The sequence below is a fragment of the Lentzea sp. NPDC037011 genome (assembly GCF_055607425.1).
Genome location: NZ_JBVJRT010000004.1, coordinates 740,035 through 754,561, shown reverse-complemented (window position 1 = coordinate 754,561; position 14,527 = coordinate 740,035). Strand labels below are relative to the sequence as shown.

The 14,527-nt window shown below is 73.8% G+C and carries 14 protein-coding genes; 10 read left to right on the top strand and 4 right to left on the bottom strand.

What is annotated here, in order from left to right; all coding sequences use genetic code 11:
• The first annotated feature begins 9 nt into the window (after nucleotides 1–9).
• The 5 genes from ACZ7CH_RS15360 (at nucleotide 10) to ACZ7CH_RS15340 (ending at nucleotide 4,045) form a co-directional block, all read left to right on the top strand.
• Nucleotides 10–1,305, top strand: coding sequence for a sensor histidine kinase (locus ACZ7CH_RS15360; protein ID WP_470374177.1), 1,296 nt, complete (start codon nucleotides 10–12; stop codon nucleotides 1,303–1,305).
• The gene (locus ACZ7CH_RS15355; RefSeq protein ID WP_470374176.1) at nucleotides 1,302–2,372 is read left to right on the top strand and encodes a hypothetical protein; all 1,071 of its coding nucleotides are present in this window, start codon (nucleotides 1,302–1,304) and stop codon (nucleotides 2,370–2,372) included. Before ACZ7CH_RS15360 ends, ACZ7CH_RS15355 begins: the two co-directional genes overlap by 4 nt.
• Nucleotides 2,357–3,001: a response regulator gene (locus ACZ7CH_RS15350; protein ID WP_458432625.1), complete on the top strand. Its 645-nt coding sequence runs from the start codon at nucleotides 2,357–2,359 to the stop codon at nucleotides 2,999–3,001. The genes ACZ7CH_RS15355 and ACZ7CH_RS15350 overlap by 16 nt, the downstream gene beginning before the upstream one ends.
• Before the next feature lie 91 nt (nucleotides 3,002–3,092).
• A complete protein-coding gene (locus tag ACZ7CH_RS15345) occupies nucleotides 3,093–3,719 on the top strand; it encodes a hypothetical protein (protein WP_360384389.1) in 627 nt (208 codons plus the stop codon).
• An 8-nt stretch (nucleotides 3,720–3,727) separates the two neighbouring features.
• Complete coding sequence (locus ACZ7CH_RS15340) at nucleotides 3,728–4,045, top strand: EthD domain-containing protein (RefSeq protein ID WP_470374175.1); 318 nt, start codon at nucleotides 3,728–3,730, stop codon at nucleotides 4,043–4,045.
• Between the two features lie 79 nt (nucleotides 4,046–4,124).
• Here the strand turns inward: ACZ7CH_RS15340 and bdeA are convergent, their stop codons facing one another.
• A complete protein-coding gene (gene bdeA / locus ACZ7CH_RS15335) occupies nucleotides 4,125–4,976 on the bottom strand; it encodes a bis(hydroxyethyl) terephthalate hydrolase (RefSeq protein ID WP_458432623.1) in 852 nt (283 codons plus the stop codon).
• A gap of 184 nt (nucleotides 4,977–5,160) precedes the next feature.
• On the opposite strand from bdeA, the gene ACZ7CH_RS15330 reads away from it, so the two are divergent.
• The 4 genes from ACZ7CH_RS15330 to ACZ7CH_RS15315 all read left to right on the top strand — a co-directional run bounded on the left by ACZ7CH_RS15330 (nucleotide 5,161) and on the right by ACZ7CH_RS15315 (nucleotide 10,402).
• Nucleotides 5,161–7,560 carry a helix-turn-helix transcriptional regulator gene (locus ACZ7CH_RS15330; RefSeq protein ID WP_470374174.1) on the top strand — a complete coding sequence of 800 codons (2,400 nt, stop codon included), beginning with the start codon at nucleotides 5,161–5,163 and terminating at the stop codon, nucleotides 7,558–7,560.
• A 46-nt stretch (nucleotides 7,561–7,606) separates the two neighbouring features.
• Nucleotides 7,607–8,020 (top strand): acyl-CoA thioesterase, encoded by a 414-nt coding sequence (locus ACZ7CH_RS15325; protein ID WP_360384382.1) that lies wholly within the window; start codon nucleotides 7,607–7,609, stop codon nucleotides 8,018–8,020.
• On the top strand, nucleotides 8,017–9,117 hold the full coding sequence (locus ACZ7CH_RS15320; RefSeq protein ID WP_470374173.1) for a zinc-binding dehydrogenase: 1,101 nt from the start codon (nucleotides 8,017–8,019) through the stop codon (nucleotides 9,115–9,117). The genes ACZ7CH_RS15325 and ACZ7CH_RS15320 overlap by 4 nt, the downstream gene beginning before the upstream one ends.
• 157 nt (nucleotides 9,118–9,274) lie before the next feature.
• Nucleotides 9,275–10,402, top strand: a complete 1,128-nt coding sequence (locus tag ACZ7CH_RS15315) for a S1 family peptidase (RefSeq protein WP_458432621.1) — start codon at nucleotides 9,275–9,277, stop codon at nucleotides 10,400–10,402.
• 92 nt (nucleotides 10,403–10,494) lie between these two features.
• Here ACZ7CH_RS15315 and ACZ7CH_RS15310 read toward each other — a convergent pair whose 3' ends face one another.
• Nucleotides 10,495–11,082, bottom strand: coding sequence for a TetR/AcrR family transcriptional regulator (locus ACZ7CH_RS15310; protein WP_470369002.1), 588 nt, complete (start codon nucleotides 11,080–11,082; stop codon nucleotides 10,495–10,497).
• Between the two features lie 56 nt (nucleotides 11,083–11,138).
• Between ACZ7CH_RS15310 and ACZ7CH_RS15305 the strand changes: the two genes are divergently transcribed.
• Entirely contained in the window at nucleotides 11,139–12,389 is a 1,251-nt protein-coding gene (locus tag ACZ7CH_RS15305) for an FAD-dependent monooxygenase (protein ID WP_470374172.1), read from the top strand.
• Nucleotides 12,390–12,411: 22 nt separating this feature from the next.
• Here ACZ7CH_RS15305 and ACZ7CH_RS15300 read toward each other — a convergent pair whose 3' ends face one another.
• Both ACZ7CH_RS15300 and ACZ7CH_RS15295 read right to left on the bottom strand, forming a co-directional pair.
• Nucleotides 12,412–13,569, bottom strand: a complete 1,158-nt coding sequence (locus ACZ7CH_RS15300) for a serine/threonine-protein kinase (protein ID WP_470374171.1) — start codon at nucleotides 13,567–13,569, stop codon at nucleotides 12,412–12,414.
• 62 nt (nucleotides 13,570–13,631) lie between these two features.
• Complete coding sequence (locus ACZ7CH_RS15295) at nucleotides 13,632–14,495, bottom strand: alpha/beta fold hydrolase (protein WP_470369005.1); 864 nt, start codon at nucleotides 14,493–14,495, stop codon at nucleotides 13,632–13,634.
• Nucleotides 14,496–14,527 lie beyond the last annotated feature (32 nt).

Sequence of the window (14,527 nt, the reverse complement as noted above, 5' to 3'; positions counted from 1 at the left end):
ATGCCGGGCGTGCTGCTGGAGGCGAGGCTCCTCGCGACGGTGTCCCGCCTCGCGGGTCCCGTCCGCGGCGCCGGTGTCGTCCTGATCAGCCTCTTCGGCGCGCTGTCCGCGGGCTCCGCGGCGGGCTGGACGCTGTTCGCGTTCGTCGTGCTCACCTCCGCCGCCGACTTCCGCCTGCCCGGTGTGGCCCTGCCGGTGGCGTTCGCGCGGGTGGTGGTGCTGTTCGTCGTGCTGGGCGGCACCGTCGAGCAGTGGACGCTCACCGTCCTCACCACCACCCTGATCACCTGGCAGTGGCAGCACCCGCCGCGGGTCACCGTGCCCGCGACGGCGTTGCTGCTGGTCGTGGCGGTGACGGCGGCCGGACCGGACGTCCTGGTGCGCGCGGTGCTGGAGTCGGTGCTGGCCCGGCTCGCCTACGAGCTCCTGCGCCGCTCCAGCCGCCGCGTCGACGTTCTGCGCGAACGCGCCGCCTCGCAGAACCGGGCGGCGGCCGTGGCGCTGGACCGCAGCCGGCGGGAACGCGAGTACCTGGCGTTGCTGCACGACACGGCGGCGGCGACCTTCCTCATGGCGGCGCATGGCGGTGAGCCCTCGGCCGTGGCCGCGCAGGCCCGGCGGGACCTGGTGGTGCTGGCCGAGCGGGACAACGCCCAGGGGACGGTCGACCTCGGTGCGGCGCTCGTGGCGGTGGGGCGGGACCGGGCCGGGGTGCGGGTGGCGGCCGGGTCGGCGGTGGCCGGGGACCAGGTCGACGCGCGGGGCGCGGTCGTGGCGGTGGGGCGGGACCGGGCCGGGGTGCGGGTGGCGGCCGGGGACCGTGTTGGGGTGCGGGTTGCGGCCGGGTCGGCGGTGGCCGGGGGCCAGGTCGACGCGCGGGTCGCGGTCGCGCCGGTGGAGGCCGTGCCGGTGCCCGCCGTGGTGGCGCTGGCGTTCGTGCGGTCCGTGCGGGAGCTGCTGACGAACGTGGCCCGGCACGCACCCGGCGCGACCGCGGACGTGGTCGTGTCGCGGGTGGACGGTGGCGCCACCGTGGTGGTGCGCGACGACGGCCCGGGGTTCGTGCCGGCGGACGTCGCGCCGCACCGGCGCGGGGTGCGGGAGTCCGTCGTGGAACGGGTGCGCGCCGTCGGCGGGTCGGTGGAGATCGACTCGGTGCCGGGAGCGGGGACGACGGTTCGGCTGGCGTGGACCGCCGGCAAAAGCCCGGCCGACCACGCGGCAGCCCTCGACCGCCCCGCAACCCTCGACCCGCCCGGAACCCCCGACCACTCCGCAGCCCCCGACCGGGCCGGTGGGCGATGACCGATCTCGCCGTCGTCACCACCACCCGCCAGGTCCTGCTGGTCGTCGTCACCGCCATCCAACTGGTCCTCACCCTCCCGTCCCTGGCCATCGGCCCCGGCTCCACCACCGCGTGGACCGCGTACACCCTCCTGACCGCGGTCCTCGCGATCGTCGGCGGCCACGTCGCCGCCGGTCGCGCCCAGCTCGGCACCGCGGTGGCCGCGGGGCTCACCGCCGTGGTCCTGGTGGCGTCGGTCCTCGCCACCACCGCCCAGGCCGCCGGCACGCCGCTCGGGTCGCAGGACTGGGCGTTCGGGCTCATCGGCTGGTACCTGCTGCTCGTCCTCGTCGAACGGCCCCGGCCCCTCGTCGCCGCCCTCGTCGCCCACCTCGCCCTGTCGGTCGGGTGGTTCCTGCACGCCGGCAACGGCGACGGGGGTACCGCGGGGGTCGTCATCCTCAGCGGCACGAGCTTCCAGGTCGGCGTCATGGTGATCACGGGGGTGCTCCTGCGGGACGGGCGGCTCGCCGCGGAGGCGGCCGCCGAGCACGACGCGGCGCGCACGCGGGAGGAGTTGGCGCGGCAGCGGGAGCAGGACCTGCGGGCCGGGTTCGAGGGCCAGCTGGGGGCGGTGCTGCCGCTGCTGGCGGACCTCGCCGACGAGGTCGTGAGCGTCGCGGACGAGCCGACGCGGGTGCGGTGCTCGGTGGCGGCGGTGCAGCTGCGGCGGTTGTTCGCGGAGAACGACGACGTGCCGGACCCGTTGCTGCACGAGCTGACGGCCTGTGTGGACGTCGCGGAACGGCGCGGGGTGGTGGTGTCGCTCGCGGTCAGCGGCACGGCCACGCCGGTGCCGACGGAGGTGCGGCGGGAGCTGGTCGCGCCGATGGCCCGTGCGCTCGCCGTGGCCGGTGGGCGTGCGAAGGTGAGTCTGCTCCGCACGGCCACGGAGGTGCGGGTGGCGGTGGTGGCGGACGCGCCGGGAGAGCTGCCGCACCACGACGGCGTGCCGGAGGTGGTCGCGGTCGAGACGAGCGTCCACAGCGGACTGGTGAGGAGCGAGGCGCGATGGCGGGCGACGTGACGGCGGTCGTGGTGGACGACCACCCCGTGGTGCGGGCGGGGGTCGCGCACTGGCTGTCCACAGCGGAGCCACCGATCGCGCTCGTGGGCAGCGGGGAGGACGTCGAGGTCGCCTGGGCCGCGCCGCAGGACGCCGTGGTCGTGCTCGACCTGCACCTGGGCGGTGTCACGCCCGCGACGGCGGAGCTGCGCAGGCTGGCCGAGGACGGTCGCCGGGTCGTCGTGTATTCCATGCGCGCCGACGACGAGATCGCCCTGCAGTGCCTGGAGCTCGGCGCGCTCAGCTACCTGACGAAGGCCGAGGGCGCCGAGCACCTCGTGCAGGCCGTGCGCGCGGCGGCGGACGGGCAGTCCTACACTCCGCCGGCACTCGCGGGCGCGCTGGCGGGGGACCGGTCGGAGACGCGGCCCGCGCTGTCGCCGCGCGAGACCGAGGTGCTGGTCGAGTGGTTCCAGTCGGAGTCGAAGGAGTTCGTGGCGCAACGGCTCAACATCGCGCTCAGCACGGTGAACTCGCACCTGGAGCGGATCAGGGTGAAGTACGCGGCGATCGGCCGGCAGGCGCCCACGAAGGCGGCGCTCGTGGCACGGGCCATCCAGGACGGTCTGATCGGGCTCGACGACCTGTGAGTCGCGTGTGGTGCGAACGACCGATACCGGACCGTCCACCCGCGACCTAGCCTGCTGGGCAGCCCCAGGTTCCGCAGCGAGGAGTTCCGCAGTGACGCACGCCCGACGTTCCCTGATCATCGTCGCCGCGGCGGGCTTGCTCCTGTCGGCGTGCGGCTCCGAGACCAGCGGCTCTCCCACGCCCGCCGAGACCACGACCGCGGCGGAGACGACGAGCAGCACCACCTCGAAGCCCAGCTCCACCTCGAACGCCCCGATCGCCGCCGGCGGCGAGGTCACCGCGCCCGGTTCGAAGCTCAAGGTCGGCTCCCGCGCGGTCATCCCCTTCACGCTCGGAGACAAGAGCGGCACCGTGGCCGTCACCCTCACCGCCATCGAGCAGGGCGCGAAGGAGGACCTCGCGAAGTTCGGCGACAAGGCCAAGGGCATCACGCCGTTCTACCTGCGGGTGAAGGTCGAGAACCTGAGCGGTACCGACCTGCGCTACATCTCGATCTCCCTGCGCGGTCTCGGCGCCGACGGCAAGGGCACCGGCGTGATCATCAGCGGCGACACCCCGAACTGCGACTCCACCAGCGCCCCGAAGACGTTCACCGCCGCCGGCGAGACGTACGAGACCTGCGTGCTGACCGCGGCCACGGACGGCTCCAAGGTCGTCGCGGGCGAGTACAACCGCGGCGACGACTACGTGAAGTCGCCGATCGTCTGGGAGAGCTGACACCCGTCGTGATCACGACCATGGCTCTGCTCAAGGCACACCGCGGGTTCACCCGAGCCGAGTTCGTCGACTACTACGAGCACCACCACGTGCCGCTCGTCCTCAGCGTCGCACCACCGCCGGACTACTACGCCCGCAACTACCTGCCGGAGTCCGCCGACGTGGAGTTCGACGTCCTCACCCACATGAGGTTCGCCGACGAGCCCACCCGGCAGAGGTGGCTCGCGCTCGCGCTCGCCGAGGGGTCCGGTGTGGCCGCCGACGAGGCGTTGTTCCTGGACCGGTCGCGGACGCGGTCGTGGGTCGTGGAGGAGCACGTCAGCTAGAGCAGCCGAACCCCGGCCCCACCCGATGAGGGCGAAGGCCGGGGTGGCGCGGGTCGCGGCGCTGCGACCCGTGACCGGGTTACGAGTGCGGGCAGGTGTCGCGGTACTCCTCGATCAGGGTGCTGCGGCCCGGTGCCGGGCAGAGGAACTGCTCGTAGCGGGTGTCGTTGTCGATGAACCGCTTGAGCCACGAGATGCTGTACTTCGCGATCGTCGTGTTGTTCGAGTTCGGCGCGAAGTGGTTCGCGTTGTTGAGCTCCAGGTACGCCTTGTCGAGCGTGGACGGCAGCGACGTGTAGAACGGCTCCGAGTGCGACGCGACCGGTGCGATCGAGTCGTCCTCCGCGCCGACCACGAGCGTCGGCACGCGCACCGACGACCAGTTCTTCGTGGTGTGCCAGCCGGTCAGCGGGATCGCCGCCTGCAGGGCGGGGCGCTGGCTGGCGGCGCGCAACGTGCCGCCGCCGCCCATCGAGTGGCCCATGACACCGAGCCGGGTGGTGTCGATGCGGGACCGGACGCTGCTCTGCTGGGTCAGGTAGTCCAGTGCGGCGAGCAGCTGGGAGGCGCGGCTGTCGGGCTGGTCGTAGATCGTGTTCGTGTCGATGGTGAACACCACGAAGCCCTGGGACGCGAGGCGCGGGCCCAGCCACGAGATGCTGGACTGCGTGCCGGTGTAGCCGGGGGAGATCGCGACGGCGCCGAACGTGCCGGAGGCGGTGCTCGTCGGGTAGTAGATCGTGCCGCCGCCGAAACCGCCGACCAGGGAGGACACCGAGGTCTCCGACACGGCGAACGGCCCGCGGAGCGCCTCGATGCTCGCGTTCGTCGGGGCGGGACCGCGTTCGTAGGGGTTGGCCGCGTGTGCGGTACCGGTGCCGGTGACGAGCACCAGCGTGAGCGCCAGGGGGAGCAGGGAGCGGAGTTGCACGGCGTTGTACACCTCATTCGGCAGGGGAAGTGCGAGGACCTCTCGACCCTGCAACCGCCGCGCACAGGTCCGCATCGGTGCAACCACCGGTCTCGCGAAGAACTTCAGCGGTAAAACTAACGCTGGTAGTTGAATTTGTCCCAGACCCCTTCCGCTGGGCCTCCACCGCGGTGAAACTGGCCCGATGTTGCGTGGCCGTGACCGGCAGCGCGTCGCCGTGGACGCGTTGCTCCGACGTGCGCGAGCCGGCCACGGCGGGGTGCTCGTCGTGTGCGGCGAACCGGGCAGTGGCCGGACCGCCCTGCTCGACCACGCCCGCCGTTCGCACGAGGCGGTGCTGTGCCTCGACGACGTGCGCGAGCTCGACGACGACCTGCGCCGGCTCGCCGCCGACGTGACCGGGACGCGGGCGGCGCTGCTCATCGCCACCGAGGGGGAGGCGTTCGGGCTGCCGCACGTGGTGCTCGACCCGCTGGACCGGGCCGAGAGCCTGCTCGTGCTGCACGACCTGCTGCCGGGTCTCCCACCCGCGCTGGCGGTCGACCTCGCCGACCTGGCGTGCGGCAACCCGCTCGCGCTGGTGGAGCTGGCGGGGGCGCTCACGTCGGACCAGCTCGGCGGCATCGCGCCGCCACCGGACGGGTTGCCGCAGGCCAGCTCGTTGCGGGCGCGGCTGCTGGCGCGGTTCGCGGGGCTGTCGGAACGGGCGCGGACCGCGGTGGCGCTGGCCGCCGTGGACGAGGAGCTGACCGCGGACGACCTGGCGCGGCTCACCGGGGACCTGGAGGCGGTGACGGAGGCGGGAACGCTGCTGGACCCGCGGCGGCTGGTGCGGTCGACGCTGGCCGCGGGCCTGTCGCCGGCCGCGCGGTTCCGGGCGCACGCGGAACTGGCCGAGCTGCTGCCCGCGGGCCCGCGGCGCACGTGGCACGCCGCCCGCGCCGGCCGGGCCGGTGACGACGGGCCCGCCGACCTGCTGACCGCCAGCGCCGAGCACGCCCGCCGGTGCGGCGACTTCGCCACCGCCGCCCGCGACCACGACCGCGCCGCCCAGCTGACCGGGGACACCGAGCAGAAGGCCCGCCGCCTCCTCAACGCCGCCGCCGACCACTGGGCCCGCGGCGCACCGCACCAGGCGCGGGCGGTGCTGCGCTGCGCGGTCCGGCTCACCGACACCCCCGAGCTCAAGGCGCTGATGGACCTCGTCGCCGGCGGCATCGACCTGGGCGAGAGCCTCCCGGACGTCGCCGCCGACCGGCTCATGCGGGCCGCGCGCAGCCTCGTCGGCACCCGGCGCGGACTGGCCGTCGCGGCACTCGGGTTCGCGGGCGAGGCGGCGAGCATCGCGGGTGACCACCGCCGCTACAGCGCCGTCGCCGAGTTCGCCAGGGAGATCCGGCTGCCCGACGAACCACCGGCCACCCGGCTCACGCTCGGCCACCTGGCCGGGATGGCCGCCACCTTCGACGGCCGCCACGACGAGGCGCTGCCCGCGTTGCGCGAGGTCGTCGAGCTCGCCCACCGGGTGCCGGGCGCGCAGCCGCGGATCTGGGCCAGCCAGGCCGCCTACGTGCTCGGTGACGCCGTCGGGTCGCACGAGATGGCCACCAGCGCGGTGACTGCGGCGCGCGAGAGCGGGTACACCGCGCTGGTGCCGTGGGCGCTGGTCTACCGGGCGCTGTCGGCGCTCCTGCTCGACCAGCACGCGGCCGCCCTCACCGCGGCCACCGAGGGCGTGCACGCGGCGACGGCGGTCGGGCAGCACAACGCCGTGGTCGACCACCTGACGATCCTCGCCCTGCTGGCGGCGTTGCGCGGGGACTCCGACACGGCACTGCACCGCATCGACACCGCCACCGAGCACATCACGCAGCGCGGGCTCACCCGGCCGGGCACGTTCGGCGCGTGGGCGTTCGCGTGCGTCGACCTGGCCAGGGACCGGCCGGCCGACGCGCTCGACCGGCTGCGCCTGCACCCCGGCCACGCCGGCATCAAGGTCATGGCCGCACCGCAGGTCGTGGAGGCGGCCGTCGCGTGCGGGCAGCCCGGTGCGGGGGACCGGGCGCTGCGGCGGTTCGAACGCTGGGCTGAGGCGACGGGCAGCTCGGCCCGCCTCGCGCTGAGCCACCGCTGCCGCGGGCTGCTCGGAGGCGGCAGCGGCGCCGCCGACGAGCACTTCGAGGAGGCCATCCGCCTGCACCGGGCCAGCGGCACCGCGATGGAGCTCGCGAAGACCGAGCTGCTGTACGGCACCCGGCTGCGCAGGAGCCGCAAACCCAAGCTGGCGCGCGACCACCTGCGCGACGCGGTGCGGATCTTCCAGTCCTACCAGGCCGACCACTGGGTCGCCCGCGCCAGCGCGGAGCTGCGCGCCGCCGGCGACAGCACCGGTGAACCCGGCGACCGGCCGGAGCTGACGCCGCAGCAGGCGCAGATCGCGCGGCTGGTCGCCGAGGGCGCCACGAACCGCGAGATCGCCGCGCGGTTGTTCCTGAGCCACCGCACCGTCGAGCACCACTTGCGCAACATCTTCGCGCGGCTCGGCGTGCGGTCGAGGGTCGAGCTGACCAGGAGGCTCGACTGACGGTGCCAGAACCAGAACAAGGTCCGAACAGAGCAAAGGTGGTTGTGTGCGCGAGCAGTACCGGCACTGGCAGCGGATTCCGACCCGATGGGCGGACAACGACGTCTACGGACACGTGAACAACGTCGTCCACTACGCGTTCATGGACACCGTGATCAACACGTGGCTGATCGCGGCGGGCCTCGACATCCACGAGGGCGCCGAGATCGGCCTGTGCGTGGAGTCCCACTGCAACTACCGCGCCTCGGTGGCGTTCCCGGACGCGCTGGACGCGGGCCTGCGCGTCGGGCACCTCGGCCGGTCGAGCGTGCGCTACGAGGTCGGGTTCTTCCTCGAAGGCAGCGCGGACGTCGTGGCGGAGGGCCACTTCGTGCACGTGTTCGTCGACCGCACGACCCGCAAGCCCGTCGAGATCCCCGCGGGCCTGCGCACCCGGATGGAAGGGCTGGTGGTCGCGTGAAGACCCGCGGCGCGGTGCTCACGGCCGTCGGCGGCCCGCTGGAGGTCGTCGACCTCGACCTCGACCCGCCCGGTCCCGGCGAGCTGCTGGTGCGCGTGCGCGCCACCGGCCTGTGCCACTCCGACCTGTCCGTGATCGACGGTTCCCGCCTGCGGCCGTTGCCGATGGTGCTCGGCCACGAGGCGGCGGGCGAAGTCGTCGAGGCGGGCTTGAGCTCCGAGTTCGCGCCCGGCGACCACGTCGTGCTGTCGTTCGTGCCCGCCTGCGGTGCGTGCCGCCGGTGCGCGTCCGGCCGCCAGGCGCTGTGCGAACCGGGTGCCGCCGCCAACCGCGAGGGCACCCTGCTGAGCGGTCACCGCCGGTGGACCCTCCCGGACGGCACCCGGCCGCACCACCACCTCGGCGTGTCCGGGTTCGCCGAGTACACCGTGGTCTCCGACCGGTCGGCCACACGCGTGCCTTCCGACCTGCCACCCGAGATCGCTGCGCTCTTCGGGTGCGCGGTGCTCACCGGCGCGGGGGCCGCGTTCTACAGCGCCGGGGTCGTGCCGGGGGACCGGGTCGCCGTGTTCGGTCTGGGCGGTGTCGGTCTCGCGGCCGTCCTGGCGGCGGTCACGGCCGGTGCCACGCAGGTCGTCGCGGTGGACGTCGTCGAGCACAAGCGGCAGCTGGCCCGCACCCTCGGCGCCACGCACGACGTGGCGGGCGGCCCGGACGTCGTGGCGCACCTGCGCGACCTCACCGGCGGCGGCGCGGACAAGGTCATCGACACCACCGGCGTCGCGGCCGTGCTGGAACAGGCCTACGCCGCCACCGCGATCGGCGGCACCACCGTGACCGTCGGCCTGCCGCACCCCGACCGGACCGTCACCCTGCCCGCGCTGAACCTGGTCGCCGAGGAGCGCACGCTCAAGGGCAGCTACCTCGGTTCGTGCGTGCCGCGCCGGGACGTGCCGCGCTTCGTCGACCTCTACCGCGCCGGCCGGCTGCCGGTCGACGGCCTGCTCTCCGGCCGGCTGACGCTGCCGGAGATCAACGACGGCTTCGCGCGGCTGGCATCCGGCGAGGCGGTGCGCCAGGTGGTGATGATGACCTGATTGCCCGGTTGGGACCGTTCGGTCAGGAATCGGGCAGGACAGGAGCTTTGTCAGCGGTTGACCGGCCGGTGTCGGCTGCGTCACTGTGAGAGCGCTCTCATGTTCGCGCCTTCCGCAACGGGGCGGGAGGCGACCCCTGACGGACAAGGAGAAGAGCGTGCGTCTCAGCGTGTCCAGAATCGTGCCCGCGCTGGCCCTCGTGCTGGTCGGGTCCACCTTCACCGCTCCCGCCCAGGCCTCGGCGCAGGAGCTGTCGCCCGGCCTGCTGTCGGCGATGAGCTCGGCGTTCGGGCTGACCGAACAGCAGGCGCGGCTGCGCCTGGAGAAGGAACACCGCGCGTCGGTGCTCGCACCGCGCGCCGAGGCCGAGGCCGGCACCGCCCACGCGGGCAGCTGGTTCGAGGACAACCGCCTCGTCGTCGCCGTCACCGACCGGGCGGCGGCCGGCCGGGTCGAGGCCACCGGCGCCGTGGCGAAGCTCGTCACCCGGTCCGCCGGGTCGATGAACGCCCACAAGAACCGGCTCGACGCCCTGTCCGCGACCGGTGCCGTGCCGGCCGCGGTCGCGAGCTGGCACCCGGACCCCAGGACCGGCACGGTCGTCGTCAACGTTGAAGCCGGCAAGCAGACCGCCGAGGTCGCCGCGTTCCTCGACAGGGCCAGGCAGTTCGGCGCCATCAGCGTCAACACCGACGGCGTGCGGCAGCCGCAGCCGTTCGCGGCCGGCACCGTCGGCGGCGACCCGTACTACACCGGCAACGTCCGATGCTCCATCGGCTTCTCGGTGCACGGCGGCTACGTCACCGCCGGCCACTGCGGCGGCAACGGCGCGGCGGTGTACGGCTGGGACCGCTCCTTCCAGGGCAACTTCGCCGGCTCCTCCTTCCCCGGCAACGACTACGCCTGGGTCCGCACCGGCGGCGGCTGGTGGACCGTGCCCGTCGTGCTCGGCTGGGGCCGGGTGAGCGACGTGCTGGTCCGCGGCTCGTGGGAGGCGCCGGTCGGCACCTCCGTGTGCCGCTCGGGCTCGACGACGAAGTGGCACTGCGGCGCGATCCAGAGCCGCAACGAGACGATCCGGTACGCCCAGGGCGACGTGCACCAGATGGCGGGCACCAGCGTGTGCGCCGAGGGCGGCGACTCCGGCGGCTCGTTCATCACCGGTGACCAGGCCCAGGGCGTGACGTCCGGCGGCTACGGCAACTGCTCCAGCGGTGGCCGCACCTGGTTCCAGCCGATCAACGAGATCCTGAACGTCTACGGGCTGCGGCTGCACACCGCCTGATCCCGTGCCGACCGGCTGCCCACCGCGAGTCAGCGGTGGGCAGCCGGTCCCGGCGACAGCACGCGGACGGGTCCGCGCACATGTGGCACGGCCTATTCAGCAGGGCCGAAAGTAGCGACCAGCTTCGCCAGGCCGTGCTCGAACCGCTCGTCGAACGACTCCTCGGTCAGGAACGGGAGCACGCGCCGCAACGCGGGCCGTTCACCCAGCACCAGACCATCCGCGGAGCGTCCCGGCAATGCCTGCTCCTCCTGCGTGAGCCCGAGGACGAAGTAGATGACGTCCCACAACGTCCACGCGGCGTCCCGTTCGGACAGCCCGCCCTCCAGCAGTGCCGCGCACAGCGCCTCCGCGACGTCCAAAGTGGCCGGTTCGGCGGCGTAGGTGCCGGCCACGACCACGGCCCCGTCGCGGTGGGCGAGCAGGGCCCGGCGGTAGCGGCGCGCGATCTCGGCGGCCCGCTCGCGCCAGTCGGCCGGCAGGCCGGTGAGCGACACGCCCGCCACGATCGCGTCGGCCATCAGCTCCTCCAGCCGGGCCTTGGTCTTCACGTGCCACAGGACGGTGTTCATCCGCACGTCCAGGCGCTGGGCGATGGCGCGCAGCGAGACCGCGCCCGCGCCGTGCTCGTCGAGGATCTCCAGGGCGGTGCGCACCACGTCCGCTTGACTCTTGGTCACTGACCTAGTCTACTCACGGCACCGAGTGTTGGTCAGTGACCAAGAGGAGTGGGTTGATGCTGGACGTCGTCATCGTCGGCGCGGGGCCGACCGGGTTGTGGCTGGCGGGGGAGCTGAGGCTGGGCGGTGCCTCGGTCGTGGTGCTGGAGGCGCGGCTGGAGCGGGACCGGAACTCGAAGGCGCTCACGATCCACCCGCGCACGGTCGAGGTGCTCGACTGCCGCGGGGTGGTGGAGCCGTTCCTGGCCGAGGGCCTGCGCATCCCGAACGGGCACTTCGGCGGGCTGCCGGACCGGCTGGACTTCGCCGTCCTCGACACGCCCTACCCGTTCACGCTGGCGTTGCCGCAGGTCAGGACGGAGGAGCTGCTCGAAGAGCGAGCGGTCGGGCTGGGGGCGGTGGTGCGGCGCGGCTGCCGGGTCACCGGGCTGACCGAGGGCGGTGTGGTGCTGGACGACGGCGAGGTCGTCGGCGCGCGCTACGTGGTGGGGTGCGACGGGACCCGCAGCACCGTCCGCGCCGCCGCGGGCGTCGACTTCCCCGGCACCGACGCCACGACCTGGGGCTGGCTGGGCGACGTGGTGCTCGACGACCCGCCCTCGCGCGGGTTCACCAGCGCCACCGGGGCCGACGGCGGCCTGATGGTCGTGCCGTTGCCGGGTGGGGTGCACCGGATCGTGGGCGGTGATCCCGCGAGCAACCGGCCGGAGTGGCCCGGCGAGCTCACCCTCGACGAGCTGCGCGCGGTGGTGAAGGCCATCGCGGGCACCGACTTCGGGATGCGCGACCCGCGGTGGCTGTCCCGGTTCGGCAACGCCACCCGGCAGGCCGCCGCCTACCGCGCGGGCACGGTGCTGCTCGCCGGCGACGCCGCCCACATGCACTTCCCGACCGGCGGGGTCGGAATGAACGTCGGCATCCAGGACGCCCACAACCTCGGCTGGAAGCTCGCGGCCGTCGTCACCGGGCGCGCGGACGAGGCGTTGCTCGACACCTACCACGAGGAACGCCACCCCGTCGGCGCCGCGCTGCTCACCCACACCAGGGCGCAGACCGCGTTGATGACGGCCTACACGCCGGAGGGGCAGGCGCTGCGGGCGTTGCTGAGCGGCCTGATCGCGTCGGCGCCGGACATGTCCCGCGAGCTGGCGGAACGGCTGTCCGGCCTGGACGTGGCGTACGCGACCGGCCGCAGGGTGCCGGACCAGGTGCTACCCGACGGCGGGCGGTTGTTCGAACGGCTGCGCGGGGGTGGGCACGTGCGAACGGCGGCCGGGGTGGTGCGGCCGGACGGGCACCTCGCCTGAACGCGGTGCACGCCGGGCGGTGTCAGCCCTTGCCGGGCCCGCCCTTGCCCTTGCGGTCCTCCCGCTTGCGCTCGTCGCCCTTGCGGTCCTCCGGCTTGCGGTCGGCCGGCTTCACGTCCTCGCGCTCGGGACGGTCGACCTTCCCGCCGGCTTGCACGGGCACGGCCGGAGCGGTCGTGGTGGTCACCGGCGGGACGGAGGCGGCCACGGGCACGGCCGACGTCGCCGGAGCCGTGGTGGTTGGCGGCGCGGACTCGGCCGGCGGTGTGGACGCGGTCAGCGCTGCGGTGACACCGGCCGTGGCGACCGCTGCGAACGCCCCCGCGGCCAGGAGCATCCGCACCGGGTGGCGGGCCTGCAGCGGGATGCCGGGCCTGGTCGCCGGCTGGACGTGCCGCAACGCCCGCGCGCACTCCGCGGCGGTGGGGCGGCGCCGGGGCGTCAGCGAGGTCATCGTGTCGAGCAGGCGGCGCAGGTCGGTGGGCAGGTGGCGCGGGATCTCCGGGCGGCGGTGCAGGCGGGCGACGGCGGCCTCGACCTCGCTGCCCTGGTACTCGCGCCGCCCGGTGAGGCACTCCAGCAGCAGGAGCCCGAGCGAGTAGATGTCGACCGCGCAGGTGAGGGCCTCGCCGCGGACCTGCTCCGGCGAGAGGTAGGCGGCGGTGCCCACCAGCTGGTCGGGCCGGGTGAGCCGGGTCGCGTCGACCAGCGTGGCCAGGCCGAAGTCGGCGAGGTGGGCGTTGCCGTCGCGGTCGAGCAGGATGTTCGACGGCTTGATGTCGCGGTGCATCACACCCCTGGCGTGCACGTAGTCCAGCACGTCGGCGAGCTCCGCGCCCAGCCGCCGCACCTCGCCGACCTCCAGCGGCCCGTCGGCGATGCGCTCGAACAGCGTCTGCCCGTCGACCATCTGCAACACGACGAACGGCGTGCCGCCGGTGGTCCCGGCGTCGTGCACCTGGACGAGGCCGGGGTGCGACAACGCGGCCAGGGTCTTGACCTCGTTGTCGAACCGGACCGCGTCCGCGAGGTCGGAGCCGGCGCGGAAGAGCTTCACCGCGACGTGGCGGTGCAGCCGGGTGTCCCACGCGCGGTGCACGTCGGCCATGCCGCCCGAGCCCAGCAGGTCGTCGAGCTCGTAGCGGTCAGCGAGCAACCGCTCGTGCGCGGACACGGACATGGCGGCCTTCCCCTCGGCGATCAGCTCCCACCCGTATTCCCGCTCGTGGCGATCACCAACCCTCAGCGGGCCAGCAGATCGCGCACCGCGCCCACGACGACCCCCGGTGCCTCCTCGGCCATGAAATGTCCACAGGAGACGGTGCGGTGGTCGAGGTCGGAAGCCCAGGCCCGCCACAGCTTCTCGGCCTCGAACCCGAGCGCGGAACCCCAGTCCTGCTGCAGCACGGTGACGGGCATCCCCAGCCGGTTGCCCGCGCGGAGGTCGGCGGTGTCGTGCTCGACGTCGACCGTCGCCATCGCCCGGTAGTCGGCGACGATCGACGTGACCGCCTCGCGGGAGGCGCGCAGGTACTCGGCGCGGACCTCCGCCGGGAACGACGACCCGCCCCAGGCGTCGAGGAAGTGGCCGAAGAACACGTCCGGGCGGGCCCCGATCAGCTCCTCGGCCAGACCGGGCGGCTGCGCCATCAGGAACAGGTGGAAGCCGACGACGCCGGACGTCCCGCGCATGACGTCCCACATGTCCAGCGTGGGCAGGACGTCGAGCGAGGCCAGGTGCGTGACGTGCGCGGGGTGGTCGAGCCCGGCGCGGAACGCGACGTGCGCGCCCCGGTCGTGGCCGACGAGCGCGAACCGGTCGTGGCCCAGGTGCCGTGCGACGGCCACGACGTCGGCGGCCATGGTGCGCTTCGAGTAGGTGGAACCGGTGTCGGCGGGCTTGTCGCTGTCGCCGTAGCCGCGCAGGTCGGGCATGATCACGGTGTGGTCGGCGGCCAGGTCGGCGGCGACGTGCCGCCACATCAGATGCGTCTGCGGGAAGCCGTGCAGCAGCACGACCGGGGTGCCGGAGCCGGTGGTGGCGACGTGCAGCTCGACGCCGTCGGAGACTTGGACGCGCTGGTGGTCGAAGTTCGTGAGGTTCACGCCGACACCTTGCGCGCGCCCGATCAGCAACC

Bases quoted from the DNA above. Each gene is read 5' to 3' on its own strand.
- ACZ7CH_RS15355 (WP_470374176.1), top strand. From the start codon at position 1,302: ATGACCGATCTCGCCGTCGTCACCACCACCCGCCAGGTCCTGCTGGTC.
- ACZ7CH_RS15350 (WP_458432625.1), top strand. From the start codon at position 2,357: ATGGCGGGCGACGTGACGGCGGTCGTGGTGGACGACCACCCCGTGGTG.
- ACZ7CH_RS15330 (WP_470374174.1), top strand. From the start codon at position 5,161: ATGTTGCGTGGCCGTGACCGGCAGCGCGTCGCCGTGGACGCGTTGCTC.
- ACZ7CH_RS15305 (WP_470374172.1), top strand. From the start codon at position 11,139: ATGCTGGACGTCGTCATCGTCGGCGCGGGGCCGACCGGGTTGTGGCTG.
- ACZ7CH_RS15300 (WP_470374171.1), bottom strand. From the start codon at position 13,569: ATGTCCGTGTCCGCGCACGAGCGGTTGCTCGCTGACCGCTACGAGCTC.